The sequence below is a fragment of the Streptomyces sp. NPDC002513 genome, from assembly GCF_053595355.1.
Window position 1 is genome coordinate 1 of the sequence record NZ_JBSFXK010000029.1, and the last position, 25,303, is coordinate 25,303.

Genomic DNA, 25,303 nt, shown 5'->3' on the forward strand with positions numbered 1-25,303 from the left:
CACCAACTCCGGCGTAAAGGTCCGCGACAGCAGCCCCATCCGTGTCCGCTCGGGGTATGTCTCACCAGCTATGTGCCCACTCGCCACAAGATCAGGACCCTACCCGACCAAGATCACACTACGGAAGCGACGTTGCGTCGTAGACAGCCAAGGCCAGCGCTAGCTGGGAGATCGCCGGTGCGCCGATCTTCTTGCTCGTCAGGATCCTCCTGATCTGGGTGTGTTCGACCACCGTCTCAAGCTGGTCGAATCGGAAGTACGGGTCGACCAGGAGACCCTCTCCGATGTCGGAAAGTGCTCCGATTACCCGCACGTATGCGAATGGATCAGACGGGTCCAGGATCACCGCGGAGGCGTCCTCATTCGCCACGTCCAGTTTGGGTGCGGAGAGATCGGCGAGAATCGCGTGACCCAGTGGTGTGAGTTTCACCGACTCACAAGCGACCTTGATCCATCCAACTCGCTCTAGATACTGCGTCCAAGTCTCAAGGGGCTCACTTTTCCCGCCCAGGGCGGCACTAAAAGTGCTCACGAAGTCTTGGATCGTTGAATTGCTTCGCATGCGCCTGAAAGGAGCCCTGGCATAGGCTTCCAGGTTATCCGCGCTGAGGATTGCTCCGCGTCGAGTTGCGGCACTGATGTATGCGAGGAGTCTATGTCCATCCTCAGTTGCGATGTTCATGTCGCCAGTATGCGCGTGCCTCGCCCGTCGTACACCAGGTTTTTGAAGCAGGCCAGCGGGTCTGCTGTAGCGGGCCGGACAGCGTGCCGGAAGGTCGTGTTTTGCTCACCTCTGGCGCTCCCGCTGGAGGGTTCGGACGCCAGTTGGAATGGAGCTGGTACGAATGAGTAGATGCGAGCTTCGTACCCCCACCATGGCTGACCTGAACCTCGCTGTGCTGGGGCACAACCGAGCTCGTCTGAGTGTCTACTACAGCAGCGAGCCGAGCCGAACCAGAGTGGTTGCCAACGGTCACCAACCGGATACACCGTCGGCGGCTCGGCACATCCGGCAGGATCACGGCATGGACCCTGCCGTCATCGCCGCTCTCATAACCACCCCGACTGCAGTCCTTGCGGCCGTCACCGCATACGCCGCCGGTCGAGCCCAGGGGCGAGGCACCGTGGACGCCGTACGTCGCCAACACCAACGCGACGCCTACGCCGCATTCCTATCCGCCGCCGTCTCCTTCGCTGATCAAATGGACTGGCGACGGTGCGTGGAGCTGGTCACCAGGGATACAACCAACTCGACCTCTCCGGAGAGCGCCGAAGCAGCGCACCGCCTCGCGGCTGGCATCCGAGCCGCCGTCGACATCAGGCCCATGCAGGATGCCGCCATGTCGGTGCATCTGTAAGGCCCGAAGCACATCAGCCAGCTCGTCATCGCAGCCATGGACCGGGCCCGCCAAAACCAGAAGGATGCGGACACGGCGATCCAGAACACTTCGTCGACATCCGGCACATTTGCGCTGCCCGATCCCGAAGAGGCCGACTACGCCTTCAACCGTAGCGTGGCGATCTTCACGGCCGCCGCCAGCGCTCACTTAAACGGGGACAACGCCCTTGCGGCGGAGGCCCAAGCGTCGGCAGCTACACAAGTGACCAGCCGCCCGGCGTGACGTACGGGTGCCTGCGACCACGCTTGCCTACCGCTTCCTGCTTCACGGCTGCAATTTCGTACGCGCCCCCCGTCGACAACTGCCGACGGCTGAGCATCAGGTCAGGACGCTGATCGTTTGGGCGGGCACAGATCACGGCCCCCGGTGATCAGTTGTGGCTGTTCCGAGCGGTGATCATGCGTGGCTGTCCTGGCCAGATCGCCCCCTTGTGCCGCCCTCGTGTACGTGACACACAGTTCAGAGGAGGGGCCGGGGGAGGGGAGCACTGCATGTCGGTGTTGGGTGGCTATCCGGTGGGGCCGTCGGCCTGGGCCGTCGAGCGGTTTGGGCGGCATGCCGGCGCGCTTGCCGCTGCGGTTCCGGTGCAACTGGCCAAGGCGCACGAGAAGGCTCATGCCGCGCACCTCGCCGCAGGACTGAAGAAGCGGAGTCCGTACGGCGTCGCCCTTGCGGGAGTGGTGCGCGAGAACCTGGCGGAGACGGCGCGGGAGCTGGGGGAAGCCGTGCGAGACGTGCGCGGATACGAGTATGCGGTGATCAACGATCACGCACTCTTCCCGTTCCGGTACGCGGACAGGCCGAGGCCCCTGTACCGAGCCCGACTGCCCGCGAACGCGTCGCCCACTCGGCACCGGCTGTTCCGGGAGCACGGGCCGCAGCCTCCGGAAGGTCTATTCGACGTCGACGAGGACTTGGCGACCGAGGAGTACCTGGGGCTGCACGAAGCGTTCGAGGAGCTGGGAGCTTCCACCAGGCTGGTCTGTGTGTTCTTCACGGCCAACGCCGAAGACGGCATCCATGCCATCCACTGGGGGGACGCCCACCTCGAACCCGATCGCACCTTCACATGGCCCTACAGGGAACAGCTCCCGGTCGCTCCCGTGCAGCTGGAGTGACGGGAGGAAACGCCGCTGCCTGGGCACGGCCGGGCGGGGGCTGGCTGACTCCTGGGCCGTCCCTGGGCCGTGCGAGGCCGACCAACGCTGAGAGGCGGCGCCCGCGGGTGACCACCCCCACCCCGCTCTGGCCTGGGGACCCGGCGATGATCTGCCACACTGGACGTGTTATGCCTGCACCCGGAGAACTCACCTTTGTCGCGCCGCGCGGAGCCAAGACCCCGCCGCGGCATCTCGCCGATCTCACGCCCGCCGAGCGCAAGGAGGCGGTCGCCGCGATCGGTGAGAAGCCGTTCCGCGCCAAGCAGCTCTCGCAGCACTACTTCGCGCGGTACTCGCACGACCCGGAGCAGTGGACCGACATCCCCGCCGCCTCGCGCGCCAGGCTCCAGGAGGCGCTGCTCCCGGAGCTGATGTCGGTCGTCCGGCATCTGTCGACCGACGAGGACACCACCCGCAAGACGCTGTGGCGGCTCTTCGACGGGACGCTCGTGGAGTCCGTGCTCATGCGCTACCCCGACCGGGTCACCATGTGCATCAGCTCCCAGGCGGGCTGCGGTATGAACTGCCCCTTCTGCGCCACCGGTCAGGCCGGCCTCGACCGCAACCTGTCCACCGCGGAGATCGTGCACCAGATCGTGGACGGCATGCGGGCCCTGCGCGACGGCGAGATCCCCGGCGGCCCGGCACGGCTGTCCAACATCGTCTTCATGGGCATGGGCGAGCCTCTCGCCAACTACAAGCGCGTCGTCGGCGCCATCCGCGCCCTCACCGACCCCGCGCCGGACGGGCTCGGCCTCTCGCAGCGCGGGATCACCGTGTCGACCGTCGGGCTGGTGCCTGCCGTCCACCGCTTCGCCGACGAGGGCTTCAAGTGCCGCCTCGCCATCTCGCTGCACGCGCCGGACGACGAACTGCGGGACACCCTCGTGCCGGTCAACACGCGGTGGAAGGTGCGCGAGGTCCTCGACGCCGGGTTCGAGTACGCCGAGAAGTCCGGGCGCCGGCTGTCCATCGAGTACGCCCTGATCCGGGACATCAACGACCAGGCGTGGCGCGGCGACCGGCTCGGCCGGCTGCTCAAGGGCAGGCCCGTGCACGTCAATCTGATCCCGCTCAACCCGACGCCCGGCTCCCAGTGGACGGCGTCGCGGCCCGAGGACGAGAAGGCGTTCGTCGAGGCGATCGCCGCCCATGGGGTGCCGGTGACCATCCGGGACACCCGGGGCCAGGAGATCGACGGAGCATGTGGCCAGCTGGCGGCCGCTGAGCGGTAGTCTGAAGGACGTTCGTATCTCGTCGTCCTTACTGTCCATACTTCATTCATATCTTCATATTCCGACAGGGGAGCGCCGCAGCGCTGAGAGTGCGGGACAGCCCGCAGACCCTCTGAACCTCGCCCAGGTCATTCTGGGTAGGGAGTTCGGTCTTCACTCGAGCTGTTGCGCCCTGCCCGGGACCCTTCGGGGCTCCCGGGCGGGGCCGCGTCTCTTCCTGGTCACCTCCAGGAGGACTTCAGTGAGCATCACCCGCAGGCAGTTCGCGGCCGTCGCCGCCGGGCTGGGCCTGGTCACGCTGTCCGCGTGCGGATCGTCCGGCTCCACCGGCGCGAGCGGCGGCGATCCCAAGACCGTGACCCTCGTCAGCCACGACTCATGGGCCGCCTCCAAGAGCGTCATCGCGGCGTTCGAGAAGGAGTCCGGCTACCGCGTCAAGGTCCTCACCGACGGCGACGCGGGCCAGGCCGTCAACAAGGCGATCCTCACCAAGGACAACCCGCAGGGCGACGTCTTCTTCGGCGTCGACAACACCCTGCTGTCCCGGGCGCTGGACAACGGCCTGTTCCAGCCGTACGCGGCCAAGGGGCTGGACCGGGTCGGCGCGCAGTACCAGCTGGACCGCGACAAGCACCGGGTCACCCCGATCGACTACGGCGACATCTGCGTCAACTACGACAAGAAGTACTTCGCCGACCACAAGCTCGCCCCGCCGGCCTCCTTCGACGACCTCACCAAGCCGGCGTACCGGAACCTCCTCGTCACCGAGAACGCCGCCACGTCCTCGCCGGGCCTCGGCTTCCTGCTCGGCACCGCCGCCCGGTACGGCGACGGGGGCACCTCCCGCTCGGGCGGAGCCGGAAGCGGGGGAGGCTGGCAGGGCTACTGGAAGAAGCTCAAGGACAACGGCGTGAAGGTGGTCGACGGCTGGGAGCAGGCGTACGAGCAGGAGTTCTCCGGTTCGGCCGCGGGCCGCAAGGCGGGCGGCGACCGGCCGCTCGTCGTCTCCTACGCCTCCTCGCCGCCCGCCGAGGTCGTCTACGCCACGCCGCGGCCCACGACCGCGCCGACCGGCGTCGCGACCGGCACCTGCTTCCGCCAGATCGAGTTCGCGGGCCTGCTGAGCAACGCTCACAACCCCCAGGGCGCCAAGGCGTTCCTCGACTTCCTGATCAGCAGGAGGTTCCAGGAGGACATGCCGCTGAACATGTTCGTCTACCCGGTCGTGCAGGGGGCGCGGGTGCCCGCCGAGTTCACCGAGTTCGGGCCCGCGGCCAAGAACCCCGAGACCATGGCCCCGGCCCAGATAGCCGCCAACCGTGACCAGTGGGTCAGGTCGTGGACCTCGCTCGTACTGAAGTAGCCCCGAGAGGACGGGGCGGCGCGGCGCGGTTCGGGCTGATGGCCCTGCCCGTCGCGTTCTTCGCGGTCTTCTTCGCCTACCCCGTCGCCGCGATCGTCACGCGCGGTCTGCGCGTCGACGGGGTCTGGCGCCTTCGGCGCCTGGCGGACGTGCTCGCACAGCCCGACATCCTGCATGTGCTGTGGTTCACGACCTGGCAGGCGCTCGCCTCCACCGCGCTCACCCTGCTGGTGGCGATGCCCGGCGCCTATGTCTTCGCCCGCCTGGACTTCCCCGGCAAGCAGGTGCTCCGCGCGGTCGTCACCGTCCCGTTCGTGCTGCCCACGGTGGTCGTCGGCACGGCGTTCCTGGCGCTCGTCGGCCGCGGCGGACTCCTCGACGACCTGTGGGGCGTCCGGCTCGACACGACCGTGTGGGCCATCCTGCTCGCGCATGTCTTCTTCAACTACGCGGTCGTCGTCCGCACGGTCGGCGGCCTGTGGGCGCAGCTCGACCCGCGCCAGGAGGAGGCCGCACGGGTGCTCGGCGCCTCCCGCGCCGCCGCCTGGCGGACGGTCACGCTGCCCGCCCTGGCTCCGGCCGTGGCCGCCGCCGCCCTCATGGTCTTCCTGTTCACCTTCACCTCGTTCGGTGTGGTGCAGATCCTGGGCGGCCCCACCTTCTCCACCCTGGAGGTGGAGATCTACCGGCAGACCTCGGAGATCTTCGACCTGTCCACGGCCGCCGTGCTGACGATCGTGCAGTTCCTGGCGGTGGGCGCGATCCTCGTCGTGCACGCCTGGACCGTGCGCCGCCGGGAGAGCGCGCTCCGGCTCGTCGACGCGTCCCGCACGGCGCGCAGACCGCGCGGGGCGGGCCAGTGGGCGCTGCTCGGCTCGGTCCTCGTCACCGTCGCCGTCCTGCTCGTCCTGCCGCTGGCCGTGCTCGTCGGCCGGTCGCTCGACGCGCCCGGATTCGCGTACTACGAGGCCCTGACGCACACGGACGGCGGGACCTTCCTCGTCGCCCCAGTGAGCGCCGTCGGCACCTCCCTCACCTACGCCGTCGTCGCCACCCTCATCGCCGTGCTGATCGGCTCGCTCGCCGCCGCCGCCCTCGCCCGCCGGGACGCCGGCCGCCTGGTCCGCGGCCTGGACGCGCTGCTGATGCTGCCGCTGGGCGTGTCCGCCGTGACCGTCGGCTTCGGGTTCCTGATCTCGCTCGACCGGCCGCCGCTGGATCTGCGCGGTTCCTGGATCCTGGTGCCGCTCGCGCAGGCGCTGGTGGGCGCCCCCTTCGTCGTCCGTACGATGCTGCCCGTGCTGCGCGCCGTGGACGAGCGGCTGCGGGAGGCGGCGGCCGTACTCGGGGCCTCGCCGTGGCGGGTGTGGCGTGAGGTCGACCTGCCGATCGTGCGGCGGGCGCTGCTGATCGCGGCAGGGTTCGCGTTCGCGGTGTCGCTGGGCGAGTTCGGGGCGACCGTGTTCATCGCCCGGCCCGACAACCCCACGCTGCCCGTCGCGGTGGCGCGGCTGCTCGCGCGGCCCGGCGACCTCAACTACGGCCAGGCGATGGCCCTTTCGACGATCCTGATGGTGGTGTGCGCGGTGTCGCTGCTGGTCCTGGAGAGGCTGCGGACCGATCGGACGGGGGAGTTCTGACGATGCTCGGACTTGAACAGGCGACCGTGCGCTTCGGGGCGAGCACCGTGCTCGACGAAGTGGACCTCCAGGTCGCCGAGCACGAGGTGGTGTGCGTGCTCGGGCCCAGCGGCGGCGGCAAGTCGACGCTGCTGCGCACCGTGGCCGGGCTGCAACCGCTGAACTCCGGGCGGGTGGTCCTCGACGGCCGCGATCTGGCCGGGGTGCCCGCGCACCGGCGCGGGGTGGGGCTGATGTTCCAGGACCACCAGCTCTTCCCGCAGCGCGACGTGGGCGGGAACGTCGCCTTCGGGCTCCGGATGCAGGGCGCCTCGCGCGCCGAACGGGACGTGCGCGTGGTCGAGTTGCTGGACCTCGTCGGGCTGCCCGGGGCGGCCGGACGGGCTGTCGCCGCGCTCTCCGGCGGTGAGCAGCAGCGGGTCGCGCTCGCCCGCGCGCTCGCCCCCCGGCCCCGGCTGCTGATGCTGGACGAGCCCCTGGGCCAGCTCGACAGGTCGCTGCGCGAGCGTCTGGTGGTCGAACTCCGTGAGCTGTTCGGCCGGTTGGGCACGACCGTGCTCGCGGTCACCCACGACCAGGGGGAGGCCTTCGCGCTCGCGGACCGGGTCGTCGTGATGCGCGAGGGACGGATCGCCCAGTCCGGTACGCCCCTTGAGGTCTGGCAGCGGCCCGCGGACGCGTTCGTGGCACGCTTCCTCGGCTTCGACAACGTGGTGCAGGCGGCCGTCTCCGGGGAGGCCGCGGACACTCCGTGGGGCAAGCTCCCCGTCCCCGAGGGTTCCCCGCAGGGGCCGCGCGCCGTGCTCGTACGGCCCGCCGGCGTACGGCTCGTGCCCGTCTCCGAGGGACTGCGCTGCACCGTGACCGCACGCACCTTCCGCGGCACCCATGTCGCCGTACGCCTCCAGCCCGAGCAGGCACCCGCGCTGGAGGCGGCCTGTCCGCTGCGGGCGGCACCGGAACCCGGGGACGTGACCGGGGTCGTGTTCGACGCCGCCGAGGTCGTCGTACTCGGGGGCGCGTCCGGCGTGTAGGCGGGCGCCGGCCACCCGTCCCGGCACGCACAACGGCCCGCCCCCGGCAAGGGGCGGGCCGTTGGTTCTGCGCTCGTGCCGCGTACGTCAGTTGCTCTTCGACGCGCCGCGACGGCGCATACCGAAGAAGACCGCGAGGCCGCCGATGACGACCAGGCCGCCGGCGATACCGGCGATCAAGGGCGTGCTGGAGCTGGCACCGGTCTCGGCCAGGTTGGAGCTGCCGGCCGCGGGCGAGGGGGCGTTGCCCCCGGCGGCGCCGGGGGCCGTGCCGCCCGACTCCGACGGGGTGGCCGACGCGCTCGGCGTGGCCGACGGCTTCGGGACGGCCGAGGCCGGGGGAGTGGTGGCCGGAGCGGTGGTCTCCGAGGTGGTGCAGGCCTTGTCCGGCGTGGTCAGGCCCGACGAGATGTCCTGGTCGACCCGGCCGCCGTTGGCGTTGACGTGGATGCGGTACCGGGCGGTCGGCGCCCAGTCCTCGGAGAAGGTGACGATCGCACCCTCCTTGGCGCCGGTGACTGTCTGCTCGCCGACCTTCTTCACGTCGGCGCCGTTCGACTCGAGGTAGACCGTGACGGTCGCCTCCTTGCCGGAGGAGTCCGTGTCCGTGACGGTGATGATGCCCTTCCCGTTGCCGTCGCAGGACGCGACGGCGGAGAAGTCACCGATGCTGCAGGCGAGCGCGTTTCCTGCGGCGCCGAGCGCGAGCGCGGCGGTGGCGGAGGCGACGCCGAGGATGCGCACTGATCGTGCGGTGCGGGAGGATATGGACACGATTGCCCTTCACGTGATGCGCAACTGCGGGGGGTTCTGGGGACGTTGCTGCGACAACACTGTCCCCACGAGGCTCACAGGTTTATAAGCGGCGGCTGAGCGCTGTCAACGCCGATGTCCGGCATGACACCCGACTTTGCCGGGTCATTAACAGCCGGGACGTTTGAGAAGCCGCCGGATCACCTCGACTCCCCCCGCAGTGGCGCCCCGTTCACCTCGGCGGGTTCAGCTCTGGACGGCCGCGGGGTCCATCCACATGACCTCCCAGGTGTGGCCGTCGAGGTCGTCGAAGGAGCGGCCGTACATGAAGCCGTGGTCCTGCGGCTCCCCGCTGACCGAGCCGCCCGCCGCGAGCGCCCGGTCCACCAACGCGTCGACCTTCTCCCGGCTCTCGGCGCTGAGGCACAGCAGTACCTCGCTGGTCCTCGTGGCGTCCGCGATCTCCTTCTTGGTGAAGTCGGCGTAGTGCTGCTTGCTGAGCAGCATCGCGATGATCGTGTCGCTGATGACGACGCAGGCGCTGTCGTCCGCGGTGAACTGCGGGTTGATCGTGTAGCCCAGCTCGGTGAAGAACTTCTTCGACGCCTCGACGTCGACGACGGGCAGGTTCACGAAGATCATCTGCTGGTACATGAGCGGTCTCTTTCGGTGATGTGGTGGTCCGTACGGGTCCGGACCGTCCGTGTGGCGGTCCGCACGGGTCTGGACCGTCCGTGTGGCGACCCGTACGGAAGAAGAGACCGCGGGCCGCGGCGAAACTCATCGGTGCTCATCGGTGTGCTGCCCTGATTTTTCGAAGAACGCGTCCCGGGACCGCTCAGCCCCTCAGCGGCATCGCCGCCAGATCCGCGACCGCCCACGTCAGCGGCACGAACACCACGGCCAGGGCACCCACCCGCAGCAGCGCCGCCCCGCGCAGCAGGGTGGCGGGCGCGCCCAGCCGCACCAGCGCGGCCACCGTGCCGGCGCGCGTCTGCCGCGCCTCGACCGCCGCCGTCGCCAGCGTCGCCAGCGCGCACCCCGCCACCAGCAGCGCACCGAGCGTGGTGAGCGGCCCGAAGGAGAGACGCGCGCCGGCGTACGGCGCTGTCATGGCGTACGCCCCCGAGGCCACCGCGCACACCACGCCGAGCGGCCTCCCGATCCGCCCCGCCTCCCGCTGCAGACCGCGCCCCGCGAGCAGCCGTACCGCCCCCGGACGCGCGACCTCCAGCAGCCGTCCGCACAGGTGGGCGACGGCGGGCCCGGCCAGTGCCAGCCCCAGCGCGGTCAGCGCCCAGCCCGCCAGAACCCCGGCGGGCCCGCCCGCGATCCCGCCGGGCAGCGGGAAGCGCGATGCCCCGCCCGAGCCACTGGCGTGCGCCTCCACGGCGAGCCCCGTGGCGACCGCGGCCACGCCCCAGGACAGTCCGCCGGGCGCGGGCCCGGCCTCGGGGGCCAGGCCGGGCACCGGGACCTCGTCCGCCGCGCCGTCGGCCTGTTCCCCGGGGGCGGCGTCCGCGCCGGAGGCGGCCGGCGGGGCGTTGCGGCGTCCGGCACGGCGCCGCCCCGCGTCCTTCGGCCGCAGGGCCACCGCGCTCGCCATGGAGGCCGCGAGCGGTACCAGCGTGAGCAGGGTGAGCGTCGCGGGCAGCGGCAGCGGCAGATCCGCGGCGAGGAACCCGGCCGCCGCGCCGTCGAACGGCGTTCCGGGCAGATCCCCGCGCAGATGCAGGAAGGCCAGCAGCGCCAGCAGCGAACCGAGCGCGGTCGACAGGGCCGTGGTCAGTGCCGACAGGGCCATCAGCCGGGCGGGGCCGAGGCCGATGGCGGCGAGACCGGACCGGGGGCGGGTGCCGGGGTCCGTACGGGCGACGGCGACCGCGAGGTACACCGTGGCGGTCATCGGCACGGCGCACCAGACCAGCCGCAGCACCGAACCGGCCGGCGCGTCCGGGTGCGCCAGCGCGTACCCGAGCGTGCACAGCAGCAGCAGGCCCGTGCCGGCCGAGGCCGCTGCGACCAGCAGCCGGCAGAGCTGGACCAGGGGGTGGGCCCCGCGGGCTAGACGGAGAGCGAGCACGCGGCCCGGCCTTCCGTCTCCGCCTCCGGGACCGGCGGCAGCTCGACCGTGGTCACGCGCCGCCCGTCCAGCAGGGACACCGTGCGGTCGGCGAGGGCCGCGACGTCCGGGTGCAGCGTGGCCAGGACGACCGTGATGCCGTGCGAGCGGGCCGCCGAGGTGAGCGTACGCAGCACCTGGGCGCCCTCGAAGCGGTGCAGGGTGGCGGTCGGCTCGTCCGCGAAGAGCACGGTCGGGCCCGCGGCGAGCGCCCGCGCGACGGCGAGCCGCTGCCGCTCGGCCCCCGCCAGTCCGTCCGGGCGCTTGCGGGCGCAGCCGCCGATGTCGAGCCGGTCCAGCCACTCCAGGGCGGCGGACTTGGCCCGGCGGCGGCCGGCGCCGCGCAGCATCAGCGGCAGGGCGGCGTTCTCCCAGACGTTCAGTTCGGGCACGAGCAGCGGCACCGGGTCGATCCAGCCGAAGCGGTCGCGGTGCAGTCGTTCCCTGCTGAGCGAGCCCATGGTGTGCACCGGCGTGCTGTTGAACCAGACCTCGCCCCGCTGGGCGGGCAGCAGCCCCGCCAGGCACTGCAGGAGGGTCGTCTTGCCGCTGCCGCGCGGGCCGGTGACGGCCAGGATCTCGCCCTCCCGCACCCCCACGGAGACACCGCAGAGCGCGGGCGAGCCAGGGTGCTGGAAGTGCAGGGCGTGTGCCCAGAGCAGGTCGTTCTCCGGCGGGGCCACCATCGCGTACACCTCGGTTCAGATCCGTTTTCCCGTGCCGATCCCCGTCCGGGGAACCCGTTCGGGGGAACGAAGGCGGGACCGATCGGTCACTTCGCACGCTAGGCAGACGGCACCGGGAGCCAGGAACAGCAACGGCCCCGGACCGCCGTTTCTCACTCGAACGGGCGGCACGGGGCCGTTGGTTGATCATCCAGAAGGATGAATCATCCAGCCGGGCGATCGGAACCTCGGGGGGCTCAGAGCTTGGTCCACGCCTCCGTCAGCGTCGCGCGCAGGATCTGCTCGATCTCGTCGAACGTCTCCTGGTTGGAGATCAGCGGCGGGGCGAGCTGGACGACCGGGTCGCCGCGGTCGTCGGCCCGGCAGTACAGGCCGTTGTCGAACAGCGCCTTGGAGAGGAAGCCGTACAGGACGCGCTCGGTCTCCTCGTCGTTGAAGGACTCCTTGGTGTTCTTGTCCTTGACCAGCTCGATGCCGTAGAAGAAGCCGTTGCCGCGGACGTCGCCGACGATCGGCAGGTCGTGCAGCTTCTGCAGCGTGGACAGGAACGCGCCCTCGTTGTCGAGCACGTGCTGGTTGAGGTTCTCGCGCTCGAACAGGTCGAGGTTGGCGAGGCCCACCGCGGCCGACACCGGGTGGCCGCCGAAGGTGTAGCCGTGCAGGAAGGTGTTGTCACCCTTGTAGAAGGGCTCCGCCAGGCGGTCGGAGACGATGCACGCGCCGATCGGGGAGTAGCCCGAGGTCATGCCCTTGGCGCAGGTGATCATGTCCGGGACGTAGTCGAACTTGTCGCACGCGAACATCGTGCCGAGGCGGCCGAAGGCGCAGATGACCTCGTCCGACACGAGCAGCACGTCGTACTGGTCGCAGATCTCGCGGACCCGCTGGAAGTAGCCGGGCGGCGGCGGGAAGCAGCCGCCGGCGTTCTGCACCGGCTCCAGGAAGACCGCGGCCACCGTCTCCGGGCCCTCGAAGAGGATCTGCTGCTCGATCTGGTCGGCGGCCCAGCGGCCGAAGGCCTCCGGGTCGTCGCCGTGGATCGGGGCGCGGTAGATGTTGGTGTTCGGCACCTTGTGGGCGCCCGGGACCAGCGGCTCGAAGGGGGCCTTCAGGCCCGGCAGGCCGGTGATGGACAGGGCGCCCTGCGGGGTGCCGTGGTAGGCGACCGCACGCGAGATGACCTTGTACTTGGTGGGCTTGCCGACCAGCTTGAAGTACTGCTTGGCCAGCTTCCAGGCGGTCTCCACCGCCTCGCCGCCGCCGGTGGTGAAGAAGACCTTGTTCAGGTCGCCGGGCGCGTGGTGGGCGAGGCGCTCCGCCAGCTCCACGGCCTTCGGGTGGGCGTAGGACCACACAGGGAAGAACGCCAGCTCCTGCGCCTGCTTGAACGCCGTCTCAGCCAGCTCGGTGCGGCCGTGGCCCGCCTGGACCACGAACAGACCGGCGAGACCGTCGAGGTAGCGCTTGCCCTTGTCGTCGTAGATGTAGGTGCCCTCGCCTCGCACGATGGTCGGCACGGGCGCGTTCTCGTACGAGGACATGCGGGTGAAGTGCATCCACAGGTGGTCGTACGCGGTCTTGCTGAGGTCCTTGGTGCTCACGGCTATCGGGTTCCCCACATGTAGGTCTGCTTCTTGAGCTTGAGGTAGACGAAGCTCTCGGTGGAGCGCACTCCGGGGAGAGCCCGGATGCGTTTGTTGATGACGTCCAGCAGGTGGTCGTCGTCCTCGCAGACGATCTCCACCATCAGGTCGAACGAGCCTGCGGTCATCACCACGTACTCGCACTCGGACATGGCGGTCAGCACGTCGGCGACCGACTCCACATCGCCCTCGACGTTGATCCCGACCATCGCCTGTCGGCGGAAACCCACGGTGAGCGGGTCCGTGACGGCGACGATCTGCATCACGCCCTGGTCGAGCAGTTTCTGGACGCGCTGGCGCACGGCCGCCTCGGACAGGCCGACGGCCTTGCCGATCGCGGCGTACGGCCGGCGGCCGTCCTCCTGGAGCTGTTCGACGATGGCGAGGGAAACGGCGTCCAGCTGGGGGGTGCCGTTCCTGGACTCGCGGGAGTCCCTCTGGTCTGCGCTTCGACTGGCCACGACCTCACTCTGCACGACGTCTCGACAGTTTCGCAAGGCTCAATCAATGAAATTCGTCGTTTCCGTGATGGAAGCCTGCGGATTTCGCAGCGAGAGCGGGACTGGGGCTGTTGAAAACGTGGGGGTACGGATTAGGGTGGACGTCTCAGCGATTGGACACCCGAACTTGGAGGGCCCGCAGTGAGCACCGAGCTGCGCCGTCTGCGCAACTACATCGACGGCGAATTCCGCGACGCCGCCGACGGGCGGACCACCGAGGTGGTCAACCCCTCGACCGGCGAGGCGTACGCGACCGCCCCGCTGTCCGGGCAGGCGGACGTCGACGCCGCGATGGCGGCCGCCGCCGCGGCCTTCCCGGCATGGCGCGACACCACCCCCGCCGAGCGTCAGAAGGCCCTCCTCAGGATCGCTGACGCCTTCGAGGAGCGCGCCGAGGAACTGATCGCGGCCGAGGTCGAGAACACCGGCAAGCCGGTCGGGCTGACCAGGTCGGAGGAGATTCCGCCGATGGTCGACCAGATCCGCTTCTTCGCGGGCGCGGCCCGGATGCTCGAGGGCCGCTCGGCCGGCGAGTACATGGAGGGGATGACCTCGATCATTCGCCGTGAGCCGGTCGGCGTCTGCGCGCAGGTGGCGCCGTGGAACTACCCGATGATGATGGCCGTGTGGAAGTTCGCCCCGGCGATCGCGGCGGGCAACACGGTCGTGCTGAAGCCGTCGGACACCACCCCGGCGTCCACGGTCCTGATGGCCGACATCATCGGCTCGATCCTGCCCAAGGGCGTCTTCAACGTCCTCTGCGGCGACCGCGACACCGGCCGCATGATGGTCGAGCACCCGACCCCGGCGATGGCGTCCATCACCGGTTCGGTCCGCGCCGGCATGTCCGTCGCGGAGTCGGCCTCCCATGACCTCAAGCGCGTCCACCTGGAGCTGGGCGGCAAGGCGCCGGTCGTCGTCTTCGACGACACCGACATCGCCACGGCGGTCGAGGGCATCTCGGCGGCGGGCTACTTCAACGCCGGCCAGGACTGCACGGCCGCCACCCGTGTCCTCGTCCAGGAGTCCATCCACGACGAGTTCGTGGCCGCGCTCGCCAAGGCCGCCGCCGAGACGAAGACGGGCCGGCCGGACGACGAGGAGGTGCTCTACGGGCCCCTCAACAACCCGAACCAGCTCAAGCAGGTCTCCGGCTTCATCGAGCGCCTGCCCGCGCACGCCAAGGTCGAGACCGGCGGCCACCAGGTCGGCGACAAGGGCTACTTCTACGCGCCGACCGTCGTCTCGGGCCTCAAGCAGGACGACGAGATCATCCAGAACGAGGTCTTCGGCCCGGTCATCACCGTCCAGTCCTTCACGGACGAGGCGCAGGCCGTGGAGTGGGCCAACGGAGTCGACTACGCCCTCGCGTCCTCGGTGTGGACCAAGGACCACGCGCGTGCGATGCGGCTGTCCAAGGCGCTCGACTTCGGCTGTGTGTGGATCAACACGCACATCCCGCTGGTCGCGGAGATGCCGCACGGCGGCTTCAAGAAGTCCGGCTACGGCAAGGACCTGTCGGCGTACGGCTTCGAGGACTACACGCGCATCAAGCACGTGATGACGTCGCTGGACGTGTAAGGACGCCTGGACGGGCGCGAGGAGCCACGCGCGCGTACGGGTGGCCGCGCGCGAGCGGTCGCACGCGTGCCGTTTGCGAGCGCTCGTACGCGTAGCCACGCGTGAGCGGTCGCACGCGTGCCCGTCGCGAGCGCTCGCAGGCGTAGGCGCCCCTACGGCAGGTGCCCGGCCCCGCACGGGAGTTGTCCCGTGCGGGGCCTTCGCGTGGGCGCGCTCCGTGCGGCGCGGGCGGGACCGGGCCGCGGCGCGGAACCCCGGCACCGCCCGCCGGTCACCGCCTGCCGATTGACAGGGTGTCGGGTTCCCGCGGGGGCGCTCGACGCGGCGTCGATTGTCCGGCCGGCAAGGGGGGCGGCATGCTGCCGGGATGCCCCGGATACCGATGACTCCCGTGCTCTCCCGCCGTTCCCTTCTGCGCTCCCTGGGCGGGGGCGCGGTTCTCGGCGCGCTCGCCGGCTGTGGCGTGCCCGCCGCCTACGTGGCACCCGGCGACCGGCCCGCCACCGACCTGTCCGCCCGGGACAGGCGGCTGACCTGGGCGAACTGGCCGCTGTACATCGACACGGACGACAACAACCCGAGCCGGCGGCCGACGTTGGAGGCGTTCGAGAAGCGCACCGGCATCGCGGTCGACTACGTCGAGGAGATCAACGACAACGACGAGTTCTTCGGCAAGATCAGCCCGGCCCTGATGAACCATCAGCAGACCGGCCGCGATCTGATCGTCATCAGCGACTGGATGTGCGCGCGGTTCGTACGTCTTGGCTGGGTGCAGGAGATGGACCGGGCCCGGCAGCCGCAGGTGACGCGCCACCTCGATCCCCTCCTGCGCTCGCCCGCCTTCGACCCGGGGCGGAAGTTCACGGTGCCCTGGCAGTCCGGCATCACCGGCATCGCGTACAACCGCCGCAAGCTCGGCCGCGAGATCCGGCAGGTGCGGGACCTGTGGGCGGGCGACCTCAAGGGCCGGGTCACCCTGCTCTCCGGACTGGACGAGGCGATCGCGCTGCTGATGCAGGGCAACGGGGTGGACATCACCCGGTGGACCGCCGACGACTTCCACCGGGTCTGCGACCAGGTCGAGGGGCACGTCCGCAGCGGCCAGATCCGCCGGTTCACCGGGAACGACTACACCAAGGACCTGGTCAGCGGGGATGTGCTGGCCTGCCAGGCGTACTCCGGCGATGTGATCCAGCTCCAGGCGGACAACCCGGACATCCGCTTCGTCGTCCCCGAGGAGGGCGCCGAACTCTGGGCGGAGTCCCTGATGATCCCCAACCGGGCCCGCCACAAGGCGAACGCCGAGCGGCTGGTCGACTACTACTACCAGCCGGAGGTCGCCGCGACGCTCGCCGCCTGGGTGAACTACGTCTGCCCCGTCCCCGCCGCCCGGGACGTCCTGGCCGCCGCCAAGGACGAGGACACCGCCGCCCTCGCCGAGAACCCGTTGATCTTCCCGGACGCGACGATGCGCCGCCACCTGGCGATCGCACGGGACGTCACGTCGACGGAGCGAGTGGAGTTCGCGAAGCGCTGGAACAAGATCGTGGGGCTGTGAGGGGCCGACGGAAGGGATGCGACGAGGATTTCCGGTCGGCGCAGGAGAGGGCCGACCGGCACCGAGTTCATCTCTGACCTTCCCGCAGATGTCGCCAAGCGCCTTACAAAGGAATCGTTGCAAAGAAAGAGTTGCAACGGTTCCTTCGCATGGGTACTTTTGCAGGCATGGACGAACCGCAGGATCCGGACCCCAAGGTCCGTAGTCTCGACGCCCGCTCGCTGCGCGGCCTCGCTCACCCGCTGCGCATGCGGCTGCTGGACGCGCTGCGCTTCGGCGGCCCGGCCACCGCCTCCCAACTCGCCGAAAAACTGGGTGAGTCGAGCGGCGCCACCAGCTACCACCTGCGACAGCTCGCCGCCCATGGCTTCATCGAGGACGCCCCCGAGCGGGGCAAGGGCCGCGAGCGGTGGTGGAAGGCGGTCCACAAGGGCCTGCGCTTCGACGACGCCCTGCTCACGGACGCCAATCCGGAGGTACGCGGGGCCGCCGACATGTACCTGCACGAGGTCGCGACCACCCACGCCCGGGAACTGTCGTCCTGGCTCGGCAACCGCCAGGCATGGTCGGACGAGTGGAACCGCACCTGGGACATGAGCAGCGCGACGCTACGACTGACTCCCGAACTCACCCGCGAGCTCGTCGAGAAGATGCACGCGCTCGTCGACACCTACCGCGACCGGGCTGCCGGTGAAGACGACGCCGACACCGCTCAGGTACGCATCCACACCCACGCATTCCCCCTCACCACGGAATGAGAGGCCACCGCCCGATGCACCCCGAGACCCACCTCACCCTGCACCGTGTCCGCGCCGCCGAACTCCGTGCCGAGGCCGAGGCGTACCGTCTCGCCGCTTCGGTCAGGCGCCCCCAGGGCCTCCGCATCCGCGTCGGCTGGGCCCTCGTGGAGGTCGGCCTCCGACTGGCCGCCGCACCCAGGACGGCGGTCGCCGTTCCCTAGCGCTGTGTGCGCGCCGCTGTGTCGGTCCGGCTGCGGCGTCGCCCGGAGGCTGATTCCGATCCCGGCGCGGCGCGGGCAGCCCGGTGTGCGGGCCCCTATCGGGGCGGCGCGGCCGACCGGCCGACCGGGGCGTCGCCCTTCACCGGTGCTCTCGCAGTACCGTGAGGCGCCGTCTGTACTCGTCCTCGTCGATCTCCCCGCGGGCGAAGCGCTCCGCCAGCAGATCCTCGGCCTGCCGGCTGCCGCCCCATCCGGACCCGCCGGAGGCGGACGGGACCGCGTCGGGCCGCTGACCCGGGTGGGTGCGGTGGGAGTGGAGAACGAGGGCGAGGAGCCCGGCGATGAGCAGCGCCCAGAACGAGACCATGATCACGACCATGACCAGCCAACCGCCCCAACCGCCGTACCACATCATGGCGACCGCCTTCTCCCGGCAGAGTGTCCGCTGATCCTGCCTTCTCCAGGATGGAACGCGGCGAGGCCGGTGGGGAGGGGGCACATGGTCTCCCGCAGGGGGCCGAACGGTCCCCGGGGCAGCCGGCTCGGCAGCGGTGCCGCGGTCGATCGCGCGGGCACCGGTGCCGTCGACGGGGATCGGGGCCGACGACCCCGGGCGGGCTGAGGGGAAGGCGCGCCGCGTGGTCGCCGCACCCGTGTGCGGGCCGTGATCCGGAAGGACGGCCTCCACGCGTCTTTGCCTTCTCTTTACAACCCCCTCCGTCGCTGCCTCGTCTCTCCGCTCGATCCGTACGCCAGCCCGCCGAGATCGGGCGGGCCGACGAAAGAGAGCGACTCCATGCGCCGAACCCTCCTGTGCGGCACGGCACTCGCCTGCACCGCCGTCCTGGCGGGCACCGTGCCCGCGTTCGCCCACGGGGCGACCCCCAGCCCGGTCCCCAGCCGCCCCTCCGCCACCGTCTCCCCGGCACCCAGCGCCTCGCCCAGCAAGGCTCCGAGCAGGGCCTCCGCGGTGCCGAGCGCCGCCCCCACCAGGGCGCCGGGCAAGGCCTCCGCGGTGCCGAGCGCCGTCCCCACCCGGCCGTCGGGCGGGGGCCAGGTCTCCGTCGTGCCGAAGGGCGCGCCCGACACGGGGGTGACGGCCTCGTCCTCGGACTCCGGGACCGAGGGCGGACTCATCGGCGGGGGCGCCGCCGCGGTGCTGGCCGCGGGCGGCGCGGCGGTCTTCGTCGTACGCCGCCGGCGGGCGACCGGGGCATGAGCCCCCTCTTTAGGCGCGCCTTCGCCGCCGCGGCGACGGCCGCCCTGCTGGTGGGCTGCGGCGGCCCCTCGCCGCACCGGTCCACGGCCCCGGGCTCCGGCAGCGCGCCACCGCCCGCGCCGGCCTCTGTGAAGTCGGCGCGGCCCCTCGTGCGTTCGGTACCGGTCCGGCTGCGGATCCCGGCCATCGGGGTCGACACCCCGGTGATGCGGCTGGGGCTGGCGCCGGACGGCACGGTGCAGGTGCCACCGGTCACGGCGCACGACCGGGCGGGCTGGTACCGGCACTCGCCGACGCCCGGCCAGGTCGGCCCGTCGGTCATCCTGGGCCATGTCACGGTCGGCGCCTACGGGGACGGGGTGTTCCGCCGTCTCGCGCGGCTGCGCCGGGGCGACCGGATCGAGACGCGCCTGGAGAACGGCACGGTGGCGGTGTTCGCCGTCCGCGGCGTCCGCGTGGTCGCCAAGGCGGACTTCCCCACCGGCGACGTCTACGGCGACGTGCGCCGCCCGGAGCTGCGGCTCATCACCTGCGGCGGCCCCCGTACCGGCGACGGGTACCTCGACAACGTGATCGTCTTCGCCGCGCTGAGCGCCACGCCGACGTCCCCCCACCCCTGACCCGAGGTCACGGATCCCGGGGCGGCGGAACGTACACCGACGGCCCGGGGTCCTTCCCCACGAGTGCCCGAACGACCCTGGAGAGCGTTGAAACGGTCCCGTGAGAGGGCGGCGTCCGAGCTGTTCGCCGCCCTCTACCCGCGCCTTGCCGGCTGGTGCCGCCGTCTCGTCGACGACGACGAGACGGCGCACGAGATCGCCTCGGAGGCGTTCACCCGGCTCTGGGCCCGCTGGACGTCGGTGGAGGAGCCCCGCGGCTTCCTCTACGTCACCGCGGCCAACCTCGTCCGGGACCACTGGCGCAAGCTGGAGCGCGAGCGCCGGGCCGTGCACCGGGTCACCTCGGAGGCGGCCGTCCGCCCCCACAGCGAGCAGGCCGATCCGTCGGTACGCCTGCTCGTGCAGTCGCTGCCGGAACGACTGCGTGTCCCGATCCTGCTGCACTACTACGCTGACATGCCGATCCGGGAGGTGTCCGCACTGACCGGGCGCAAGGAAGGAACCGTCAAGGCCGATCTCCACGCGGCCCGGGAACTGCTCCGCGTCCATCTGAGGAGAAGCCTTGACCACACGCCTTGACGACGGCCCGGAGTTCGAACCCCACGACCCCCTCGCGGTGATCCTCCGGCCCCCTTCCGAGCACCTCGGCCCGCCCCCCGGCCGGTACGGGGCGATCCGCCGTGCCGCGGCCCGCCGCCGTGTGCTGCGGGCCGCGGCGGGGGCCGGCGTGACCTGCGTCGTCGCCGTCCTCGTCGCGCTGCCGCTGCGTCTGACGACACCCGAAGGGCCCGCGTCCCCCGTGGTCCCGCTCGCGCCGCCGCCCGCGAGTGGCCGTACGCTGCCGGCCACCCCGTCGGCGTCCCCCTCGGTGCCGAAGCCGTCCGAGCCCGCGCGCCCCACGGCCGGCAGCAGGCCCCGGGCCGGCGCGTCCCGCGCCCCGAGCAGTCCGGCGACCCCCACCCGCGGGCCGTCGGCGATACCGACCCCGGCACCGGGCGAGCCGTCGGCGGGCGCGAGCGGGGGCGTCCCCAAGTCCGGGCGCGGCCCCCGGTCGTAGAGCTCGCACCCCCACTTTTGAACGTGTTCAACTCACCGGTACGCTCCTGCCATGAGCGACAGAGCCGCCCTCCTGAAGGGCATTCGCGCCTGGTTGGTCCTCTTCGTCGTCTGCCTCGTGCTCAGCGGTGCCACGGCCTTCCCCCTGGTGCACGAACTGCGCTGGGCCGAGGATCTGCTGACGTCCCTGTCGGTGCCGCGGCACCTGCCCGCCCTCATGGACTGGATCGAGCGGGTACGCCAGGGGATCGACGCCACCGACGCCCGGTACCCCTTCGTGCTGTACGGCACGGACTGGCTGGCGTTCGCCCACCTGGTGATCGCGGTCGCCTTCTACGGGCCGTATCGGGATCCCGTCCGCAACATCTGGGTCGTCGAGTTCGGGATGATCGCCTGCGCGGGCATCGTCCCGCTCGCCCTGATCTGCGGACCGATCCGCGGGATTCCCGTCTGGTGGTCGCTGATCGACATGTCGTTCGGGGTCTTCGGCGTGATCCCGCTCGCCGTGGTGCGGAAGAAGATCAAACGGCTGGAGGGGCTGACGGCACCGGCGTCCTGGACCCCTCGCGCCGGGGCTGTCAGCGGGTGAACGCGTGGCGCACGGCCACGTTCACGTTCGACCGCCCGGGCCCCGGAGGGCGTGGCGTCAGTGGCCGCGCACCGCGTGCAGCGCGTCGAGGCGGTTCGTCGTGATCGAGTCCACGCCCAGCCCGAGAAGGCGCCGCATCGCGCGGCGGGTGTCGGGGGTCCACACGGACAGCAGCAGGCCGCCCCGGTGCACCTGGGCCGCCAGCTCCGCGCTCACCAGGGAGAAACGGTAGTTGAGCCAGCGCGGGCGCACCGCGTCCAGCACGGCGGGCCGGGGCGGGGCGAGCGTCGTCCAGGTCAGGGCGATCTCCGCCGAGGGGTCGGCGGCCCGGACCGCCAGCATGGTCTGCGCCCCCGCGCAGTAGTACGCCCGTTCCCGGGCGCCGCACTCCCGGACCACGTCCACGACCCGGCGCACGGCCCGGGCCGAGGGCGCGCCCGGCAGGTCGATCATCACCCGGCTTCCGTCGGTCGCGCCCAGCGCCTCCGCCAGGGTCGGCACGCCGCCCGCTGTCAGCCCGTGCACCTCGGCGGCCAAGAGCGCGGCGAGCGGCCGGTCCCGCTCCCACAGCCGCTTCAGTGTCGCGTCGTGCAGCAGGACGGGAACGCCGTCCCGGGTGAGCCGTACGTCGATCTCGATCGCGTCCGCGCCCCGTTGGAGCGCGGAACGCAGCGAGCCGATCGTGTTCTCGCGGTGGCGGTAGGGGTCGCCGCGATGGGCCACGGCGGTCACGGTACGCATGGGGCTCATTGTGGCGGTGTGCTCAGGGTGCGAGCCAGGCCGTGGTGTAGGCGTCGATCTCGGCCGTCAGCTTCTCCTTGCCGGCGTCGTCGAGGAAGGACGCCTCCACCGCGTTCCTGGCGAGGCCGGCGACCCCCCGCTCGTCGAGGTCCAGCAGCCGCGCGGCGACGGCGTACTCGTTGTTGAGGTCCGTGCCGAACATCGGCGGGTCGTCCGAGTTGATGGTCACGAGGACACCGGCCTGCACGAACTCCCTGAGGGGATGCTCGTCGAGCGTGCGGACGGCGCGCGTGGCGATGTTGGAGGTCGGGCAGACCTCCAGCGGGATGCGGTGCTCGGCGAGGTGCGCGAGCAGCCTGGGGTCCTGGGCGGAACTGGTGCCGTGCCCGATGCGCTCGGCGCGCAGCTCGAGGAGGGCGTCCCAGACCGTCTGCGGGCCGGTCGTCTCGCCCGCGTGCGGCACGGAGCGGAGGCCGGCCGCGATGGCCCGGTCGAAGTACGGCTTGAACTGCGGCCGGGGGACGCCGATCTCGGGTCCGCCGAGTCCGAACGAGATGAGCCCCTCGGGGCGCAGCCGGTCGTCGGTGGCCAGCCGGGCCGTCTCCTCCGCGGACTCAAGGCCCGCCTCGCCGGGGATGTCGAAGCACCAGCGCAGCACGGTCCCGAACTCCGCCTCCGCCGCCTTGCGGGCGTCCTCGATCGCGTCCATGAACGCGCGCTCGTCGATGCCGCGCCGGGTGGAGGAGAAGGGGGTGATGGTCAGCTCGGCGTAGCGGACCTGCTGCCGGGCCATGTCCCGGGCGACCTCGTACGTCAGCAGACGCACGTCCTCGGGGGTCCGGATGAGGTCGACGACGGACAGGTACACCTCGATGAAGTGGGCGAAGTCCGTGAAGGTGAAGTAGTCCGCCAGGGCCTCGGGGTCGGTGGGCACCGTGGAGTCGGGGTGGCGCGCGGCCAGTTCCGCGACGATGCGGGGGGAGGCGGAGCCGACGTGGTGCACGTGCAGTTCGGCCTTGGGTAGTCCGGCGATGAAGGCGTGCAGGTCGCGCACGGCACCAAAGTCGCGGTGGTCGGTCAAGGTTCCTCCCCGGGAACGGCACCCCGCTGCCGGGTGAGGGCGGGACGCGGATGATCGGCTGATCGGTGACTCGGGGACGATCCTAGGCATACGGTCCGGCTCCCGTGCCACGGGCCGCCCGCTCGCGGCCGTGCGGGGCGGGTGGGGGAGTCGTTCGTACGGAGGGGGCGGGCGGGAGAGCTGTTTGTGCGCGAGGGGGGAGGCGGGAGAGTCGTTCGCGTGTGAGGGGGTGGGCGCGAAGGCCGTGAGCGCACGCCCGGACTGCCCGTGCGGGGGGCGGCCGGAGCACCGGCGGGGGCCGGGCCTTAGCATGTCGGTCCGAGAACGTAGGGGGCTGGCCGTGGCCGACGAAGCACATCCGGGACAGGACGCCGCAGCGGGTGCGGGCGATCCATGGGCACCGCCGGAGCGGAAGGTGCCGATGGACAAGCCGCCCGCCGGACCACCGCGGCCCGGTGAGCCCCCGGTGGGCGGGCCCCCGCCGTACTTCCACGACCGGCTGGCGGCGGGCGGGGCGATGCCGCCGGCGGGCGGGTTCGCCCCGCCCGGGTCCGGTGCGGCGGGCGTCCCGGGGCCGGGTGAGGGGGGCTTTCCCGTTCCGCCGCCGCCGATCGCGCCGGCGGACCCCGCCGCGTCCGCGTACGCCACCCCGGCCGGCTACGGCTACCCGGTGCCCCCGGGCTATGCCGGCTACGGCTGGACCGGGATGCCGGCGCCCCCGCGCAACGGGTTCGGGGTCGCCGCCATGGTGCTGGGCATCCTCTCGGTGTGCCTCTTCTGCCTGTACGGCGTGGTCTCCGTGGTCCTCGGCATCCTCGCGGTGGTCTTCGGGATCAAGGGCCGCAAGCGGGCGGAGGCGGGAGAGGCCGACAACCGCGGACAGGCCCTCGCGGGATTCATCCTCGGCATCGTCGGCGTCGTCCTCGGGGTGGCCGTGATCGTGCTGCTGGTCATCGGGATCAGTGTCGCGCTCAACAACCCCTCGGTCTCCAATGATCCCTACGCCGGAGACAACGGGCTCAGGACCTCGGCACCCGTGCAGTTCCACGGCTGACCCGCCGGGCCCGACTCCCTTCCACGGCTGGGTGTTCAGCACGGTTGGCAGGGCCATTACCATGCCTTGACCACCAACGGAGGGGAGACCACTCATGTCCGACACCAGCCCGGGGGCCGGTGGCTTCGGGCCGCCGCAGCAACCGCCGCAGCAGACGCCCGGTTACGGATACCCGCAGTCCGGCCCGGGGTACGGACACCCCCAGCCGGGCTCGCCCTACCCGGCCGCGCCCCCCGTGGCGGCCGGCTACGCCCTGTCCGCCCAGCCGAGCAACGGCATGGGCACCACGGGGCTGGTGCTGGGCATCATCGGCCTGGTCTGCAGCCTGACCTTCTTCCTGTGGTTCTTCGGGATCATCCTCGGCATCCTCGCCATCATCTTCGGCGCGGTCGGCCGGGGGAAGGCCAAGCGCGGCGAGGCCACCAACAAGGGCGCGGCGACCGCCGGACTGGTCTGCGGGATCGTGGCGACGGTGGTGCTGCCGCTGCTCGGCTTCGCGCTCTTCGCGAGCTGGGTGGGCGCGTCCAGCACCTTCTGAACGGGGCCCGAGTCCCGGCCACGGGACTCGCGTCGTAGCAGGGGCGGCCCGTCGGGCCGCCCCTTCCTTGTCACCGGTGTGTCCGATGACCGCCGAGCCCGATCACGATCGTGCCCGCAGCCGCTCCCGTGCCTCCATCAGCGCGAACCCCAGCAGATTCGGTCCGCGCCAGCGCTCCGGATCCGCCGCGGCCTCGTCGGCCGCGGCGAGTCCGATGCCCCACACGCAGTCCACCGGGCTCGCCTCGACCAGCACCCGGTCGCCCGTGCCCAGCAGGAACGTCCGCAGTTCGGCGTGCGCCGCGAACTTGTGGACGCTGCCCTCGACCACGATCGCGAACCGCTCCCGTGCCCAGGTCGTCTCGTCGAAGCCGCGCACCAGCCGGCCCGCCCGCTTGGCGAGCGCGGGGTTCGGTGCGTCGAGGGCCGTGCGTTCCGCGTCCGCGTCGCCGAAGAGACGTGCCTTGGATGCCATCATCCAGTGTTCTGCCGTCGCGTACTCCACGCCGTCCACGGTGAACGGCGACGGCCACCACTGGCTCAGACAGTTCGTCCCGATCCGTCCGTCCCCGCGCGGCCGGTGGCCCCAGAAATGCAGATACTTGACGCTCGTCCCCGCGTGGACCGCCCTGACCAGGGCTTCCCGGGAATCGATCTTCTCCATGCCAGCCGAGTCTGGCAGGCACCACGGACACTCCGTCTTTCCTTTTTCGTCGGCACTCGACACCTGGTCGAAGGATTCCGTCGCGTAACCAAAAGGCAACAACGGA

General features: G+C 71.2%; 28 protein-coding genes and 1 pseudogene. 18 read left to right on the forward strand and 11 right to left on the reverse strand.

Annotated elements, in window-relative coordinates; all coding sequences use genetic code 11:
- Positions 1–118 precede the first annotated feature (118 nt).
- Positions 119–682, reverse strand: coding sequence for a hypothetical protein (locus ACWD5Q_RS19860; RefSeq protein WP_451428318.1), 564 nt, complete (start codon positions 680–682; stop codon positions 119–121).
- Between the two features lie 520 nt (positions 683–1,202).
- Between ACWD5Q_RS19860 and ACWD5Q_RS19865 the strand changes: the two genes are divergently transcribed.
- The 7 genes from ACWD5Q_RS19865 to ACWD5Q_RS19895 all read left to right on the forward strand — a co-directional run bounded on the left by ACWD5Q_RS19865 (position 1,203) and on the right by ACWD5Q_RS19895 (position 7,832).
- On the forward strand, positions 1,203–1,358 hold the full coding sequence (locus ACWD5Q_RS19865) for a hypothetical protein (RefSeq protein WP_451428319.1): 156 nt from the start codon (positions 1,203–1,205) through the stop codon (positions 1,356–1,358).
- A gap of 36 nt (positions 1,359–1,394) precedes the next feature.
- Entirely contained in the window at positions 1,395–1,622 is a 228-nt protein-coding gene (locus ACWD5Q_RS19870) for a hypothetical protein (RefSeq protein ID WP_451428320.1), read from the forward strand.
- A gap of 269 nt (positions 1,623–1,891) precedes the next feature.
- Positions 1,892–2,518, forward strand: a complete 627-nt coding sequence (locus ACWD5Q_RS19875; protein WP_451428321.1) for a hypothetical protein — start codon at positions 1,892–1,894, stop codon at positions 2,516–2,518.
- A gap of 170 nt (positions 2,519–2,688) precedes the next feature.
- Positions 2,689–3,795 (forward strand): 23S rRNA (adenine(2503)-C(2))-methyltransferase RlmN, encoded by a 1,107-nt coding sequence (gene rlmN, locus ACWD5Q_RS19880; protein WP_451428322.1) that lies wholly within the window; start codon positions 2,689–2,691, stop codon positions 3,793–3,795.
- A gap of 241 nt (positions 3,796–4,036) precedes the next feature.
- The gene (locus ACWD5Q_RS19885) at positions 4,037–5,158 is read left to right on the forward strand and encodes a thiamine ABC transporter substrate-binding protein (RefSeq protein ID WP_451428323.1); all 1,122 of its coding nucleotides are present in this window, start codon (positions 4,037–4,039) and stop codon (positions 5,156–5,158) included.
- Complete coding sequence (locus ACWD5Q_RS19890) at positions 5,134–6,798, forward strand: ABC transporter permease (protein ID WP_451428324.1); 1,665 nt, start codon at positions 5,134–5,136, stop codon at positions 6,796–6,798. The genes ACWD5Q_RS19885 and ACWD5Q_RS19890 overlap by 25 nt, the downstream gene beginning before the upstream one ends.
- A gap of 2 nt (positions 6,799–6,800) precedes the next feature.
- Positions 6,801–7,832 (forward strand): ABC transporter ATP-binding protein, encoded by a 1,032-nt coding sequence (locus tag ACWD5Q_RS19895; protein ID WP_451428325.1) that lies wholly within the window; start codon positions 6,801–6,803, stop codon positions 7,830–7,832.
- Positions 7,833–7,919: 87 nt separating this feature from the next.
- On the opposite strand, the gene ACWD5Q_RS19900 is transcribed toward ACWD5Q_RS19895, so the two are convergent.
- From ACWD5Q_RS19900 to ACWD5Q_RS19925, 6 genes are all read right to left on the reverse strand, one after another.
- Complete coding sequence (locus ACWD5Q_RS19900) at positions 7,920–8,606, reverse strand: LAETG motif-containing sortase-dependent surface protein (RefSeq protein WP_451428326.1); 687 nt, start codon at positions 8,604–8,606, stop codon at positions 7,920–7,922.
- A gap of 225 nt (positions 8,607–8,831) precedes the next feature.
- Complete coding sequence (locus tag ACWD5Q_RS19905; protein ID WP_451428327.1) at positions 8,832–9,239, reverse strand: VOC family protein; 408 nt, start codon at positions 9,237–9,239, stop codon at positions 8,832–8,834.
- Positions 9,240–9,423: 184 nt separating this feature from the next.
- A complete protein-coding gene (locus tag ACWD5Q_RS19910; RefSeq protein WP_451428328.1) occupies positions 9,424–10,668 on the reverse strand; it encodes a hypothetical protein in 1,245 nt (414 codons plus the stop codon).
- Positions 10,650–11,393 carry an ABC transporter ATP-binding protein gene (locus ACWD5Q_RS19915; protein ID WP_451428329.1) on the reverse strand — a complete coding sequence of 248 codons (744 nt, stop codon included), beginning with the start codon at positions 11,391–11,393 and terminating at the stop codon, positions 10,650–10,652. The genes ACWD5Q_RS19910 and ACWD5Q_RS19915 overlap by 19 nt, the downstream gene beginning before the upstream one ends.
- 236 nt (positions 11,394–11,629) lie before the next feature.
- A complete protein-coding gene (locus tag ACWD5Q_RS19920; RefSeq protein WP_451428330.1) occupies positions 11,630–12,994 on the reverse strand; it encodes an aspartate aminotransferase family protein in 1,365 nt (454 codons plus the stop codon).
- A gap of 2 nt (positions 12,995–12,996) precedes the next feature.
- Positions 12,997–13,512 (reverse strand): Lrp/AsnC family transcriptional regulator, encoded by a 516-nt coding sequence (locus ACWD5Q_RS19925; protein ID WP_451428331.1) that lies wholly within the window; start codon positions 13,510–13,512, stop codon positions 12,997–12,999.
- A gap of 165 nt (positions 13,513–13,677) precedes the next feature.
- Here ACWD5Q_RS19925 and ACWD5Q_RS19930 point away from each other — a divergent pair, with 165 nt between their 5' ends.
- The 4 genes from ACWD5Q_RS19930 (at position 13,678) to ACWD5Q_RS19945 (ending at position 17,636) form a co-directional block, all read left to right on the forward strand.
- Positions 13,678–15,117, forward strand: a complete 1,440-nt coding sequence (locus ACWD5Q_RS19930; protein WP_451428332.1) for a gamma-aminobutyraldehyde dehydrogenase — start codon at positions 13,678–13,680, stop codon at positions 15,115–15,117.
- Between the two features lie 367 nt (positions 15,118–15,484).
- Positions 15,485–16,675 (forward strand): polyamine ABC transporter substrate-binding protein, encoded by a 1,191-nt coding sequence (locus ACWD5Q_RS19935; RefSeq protein ID WP_451428333.1) that lies wholly within the window; start codon positions 15,485–15,487, stop codon positions 16,673–16,675.
- A 167-nt stretch (positions 16,676–16,842) separates the two neighbouring features.
- On the forward strand, positions 16,843–17,433 hold the full coding sequence (locus tag ACWD5Q_RS19940) for an ArsR/SmtB family transcription factor (protein ID WP_451428334.1): 591 nt from the start codon (positions 16,843–16,845) through the stop codon (positions 17,431–17,433).
- A 14-nt stretch (positions 17,434–17,447) separates the two neighbouring features.
- A complete protein-coding gene (locus ACWD5Q_RS19945; RefSeq protein ID WP_451428335.1) occupies positions 17,448–17,636 on the forward strand; it encodes a hypothetical protein in 189 nt (62 codons plus the stop codon).
- Between the two features lie 139 nt (positions 17,637–17,775).
- Here ACWD5Q_RS19945 and ACWD5Q_RS19950 read toward each other — a convergent pair whose 3' ends face one another.
- Positions 17,776–18,051, reverse strand: a complete 276-nt coding sequence (locus ACWD5Q_RS19950) for an SHOCT domain-containing protein (RefSeq protein ID WP_451428336.1) — start codon at positions 18,049–18,051, stop codon at positions 17,776–17,778.
- Between the two features lie 381 nt (positions 18,052–18,432).
- Here ACWD5Q_RS19950 and ACWD5Q_RS19955 point away from each other — a divergent pair, with 381 nt between their 5' ends.
- The 5 genes from ACWD5Q_RS19955 (at position 18,433) to ACWD5Q_RS19975 (ending at position 21,120) form a co-directional block, all read left to right on the forward strand.
- On the forward strand, positions 18,433–18,855 hold the full coding sequence (locus tag ACWD5Q_RS19955; protein ID WP_451428337.1) for a sortase-dependent protein: 423 nt from the start codon (positions 18,433–18,435) through the stop codon (positions 18,853–18,855).
- Entirely contained in the window at positions 18,852–19,475 is a 624-nt protein-coding gene (locus tag ACWD5Q_RS19960) for a class F sortase (RefSeq protein ID WP_451428338.1), read from the forward strand. The genes ACWD5Q_RS19955 and ACWD5Q_RS19960 overlap by 4 nt, the downstream gene beginning before the upstream one ends.
- Before the next feature lie 87 nt (positions 19,476–19,562).
- On the forward strand, positions 19,563–20,054 hold the full coding sequence (locus tag ACWD5Q_RS19965) for an RNA polymerase sigma factor (RefSeq protein WP_451428339.1): 492 nt from the start codon (positions 19,563–19,565) through the stop codon (positions 20,052–20,054).
- Entirely contained in the window at positions 20,038–20,532 is a 495-nt protein-coding gene (locus tag ACWD5Q_RS19970; RefSeq protein WP_451428340.1) for a hypothetical protein, read from the forward strand. The genes ACWD5Q_RS19965 and ACWD5Q_RS19970 overlap by 17 nt, the downstream gene beginning before the upstream one ends.
- A gap of 51 nt (positions 20,533–20,583) precedes the next feature.
- On the forward strand, positions 20,584–21,120 hold the full coding sequence (locus ACWD5Q_RS19975; protein WP_451428341.1) for a hypothetical protein: 537 nt from the start codon (positions 20,584–20,586) through the stop codon (positions 21,118–21,120).
- A 57-nt stretch (positions 21,121–21,177) separates the two neighbouring features.
- Here the strand turns inward: ACWD5Q_RS19975 and ACWD5Q_RS19980 are convergent, their stop codons facing one another.
- Together ACWD5Q_RS19980 and ACWD5Q_RS19985 are read right to left on the reverse strand one after the other, a co-directional pair.
- A complete protein-coding gene (locus ACWD5Q_RS19980) occupies positions 21,178–21,870 on the reverse strand; it encodes a glycerophosphodiester phosphodiesterase (protein ID WP_451428342.1) in 693 nt (230 codons plus the stop codon).
- Between the two features lie 13 nt (positions 21,871–21,883).
- Positions 21,884–22,997: pseudogene (locus tag ACWD5Q_RS19985) on the reverse strand (adenosine deaminase).
- 285 nt (positions 22,998–23,282) lie between these two features.
- Here ACWD5Q_RS19985 and ACWD5Q_RS19990 point away from each other — a divergent pair.
- Positions 23,283–23,996 (forward strand): DUF4190 domain-containing protein, encoded by a 714-nt coding sequence (locus ACWD5Q_RS19990; RefSeq protein WP_451428343.1) that lies wholly within the window; start codon positions 23,283–23,285, stop codon positions 23,994–23,996.
- 94 nt (positions 23,997–24,090) lie between these two features.
- Entirely contained in the window at positions 24,091–24,534 is a 444-nt protein-coding gene (locus ACWD5Q_RS19995; protein WP_451428344.1) for a DUF4190 domain-containing protein, read from the forward strand.
- Positions 24,535–24,636: 102 nt separating this feature from the next.
- Here the strand turns inward: ACWD5Q_RS19995 and ACWD5Q_RS20000 are convergent, their stop codons facing one another.
- Positions 24,637–25,197: an NADAR family protein gene (locus tag ACWD5Q_RS20000; protein ID WP_451428345.1), complete on the reverse strand. Its 561-nt coding sequence runs from the start codon at positions 25,195–25,197 to the stop codon at positions 24,637–24,639.
- Positions 25,198–25,303 lie beyond the last annotated feature (106 nt).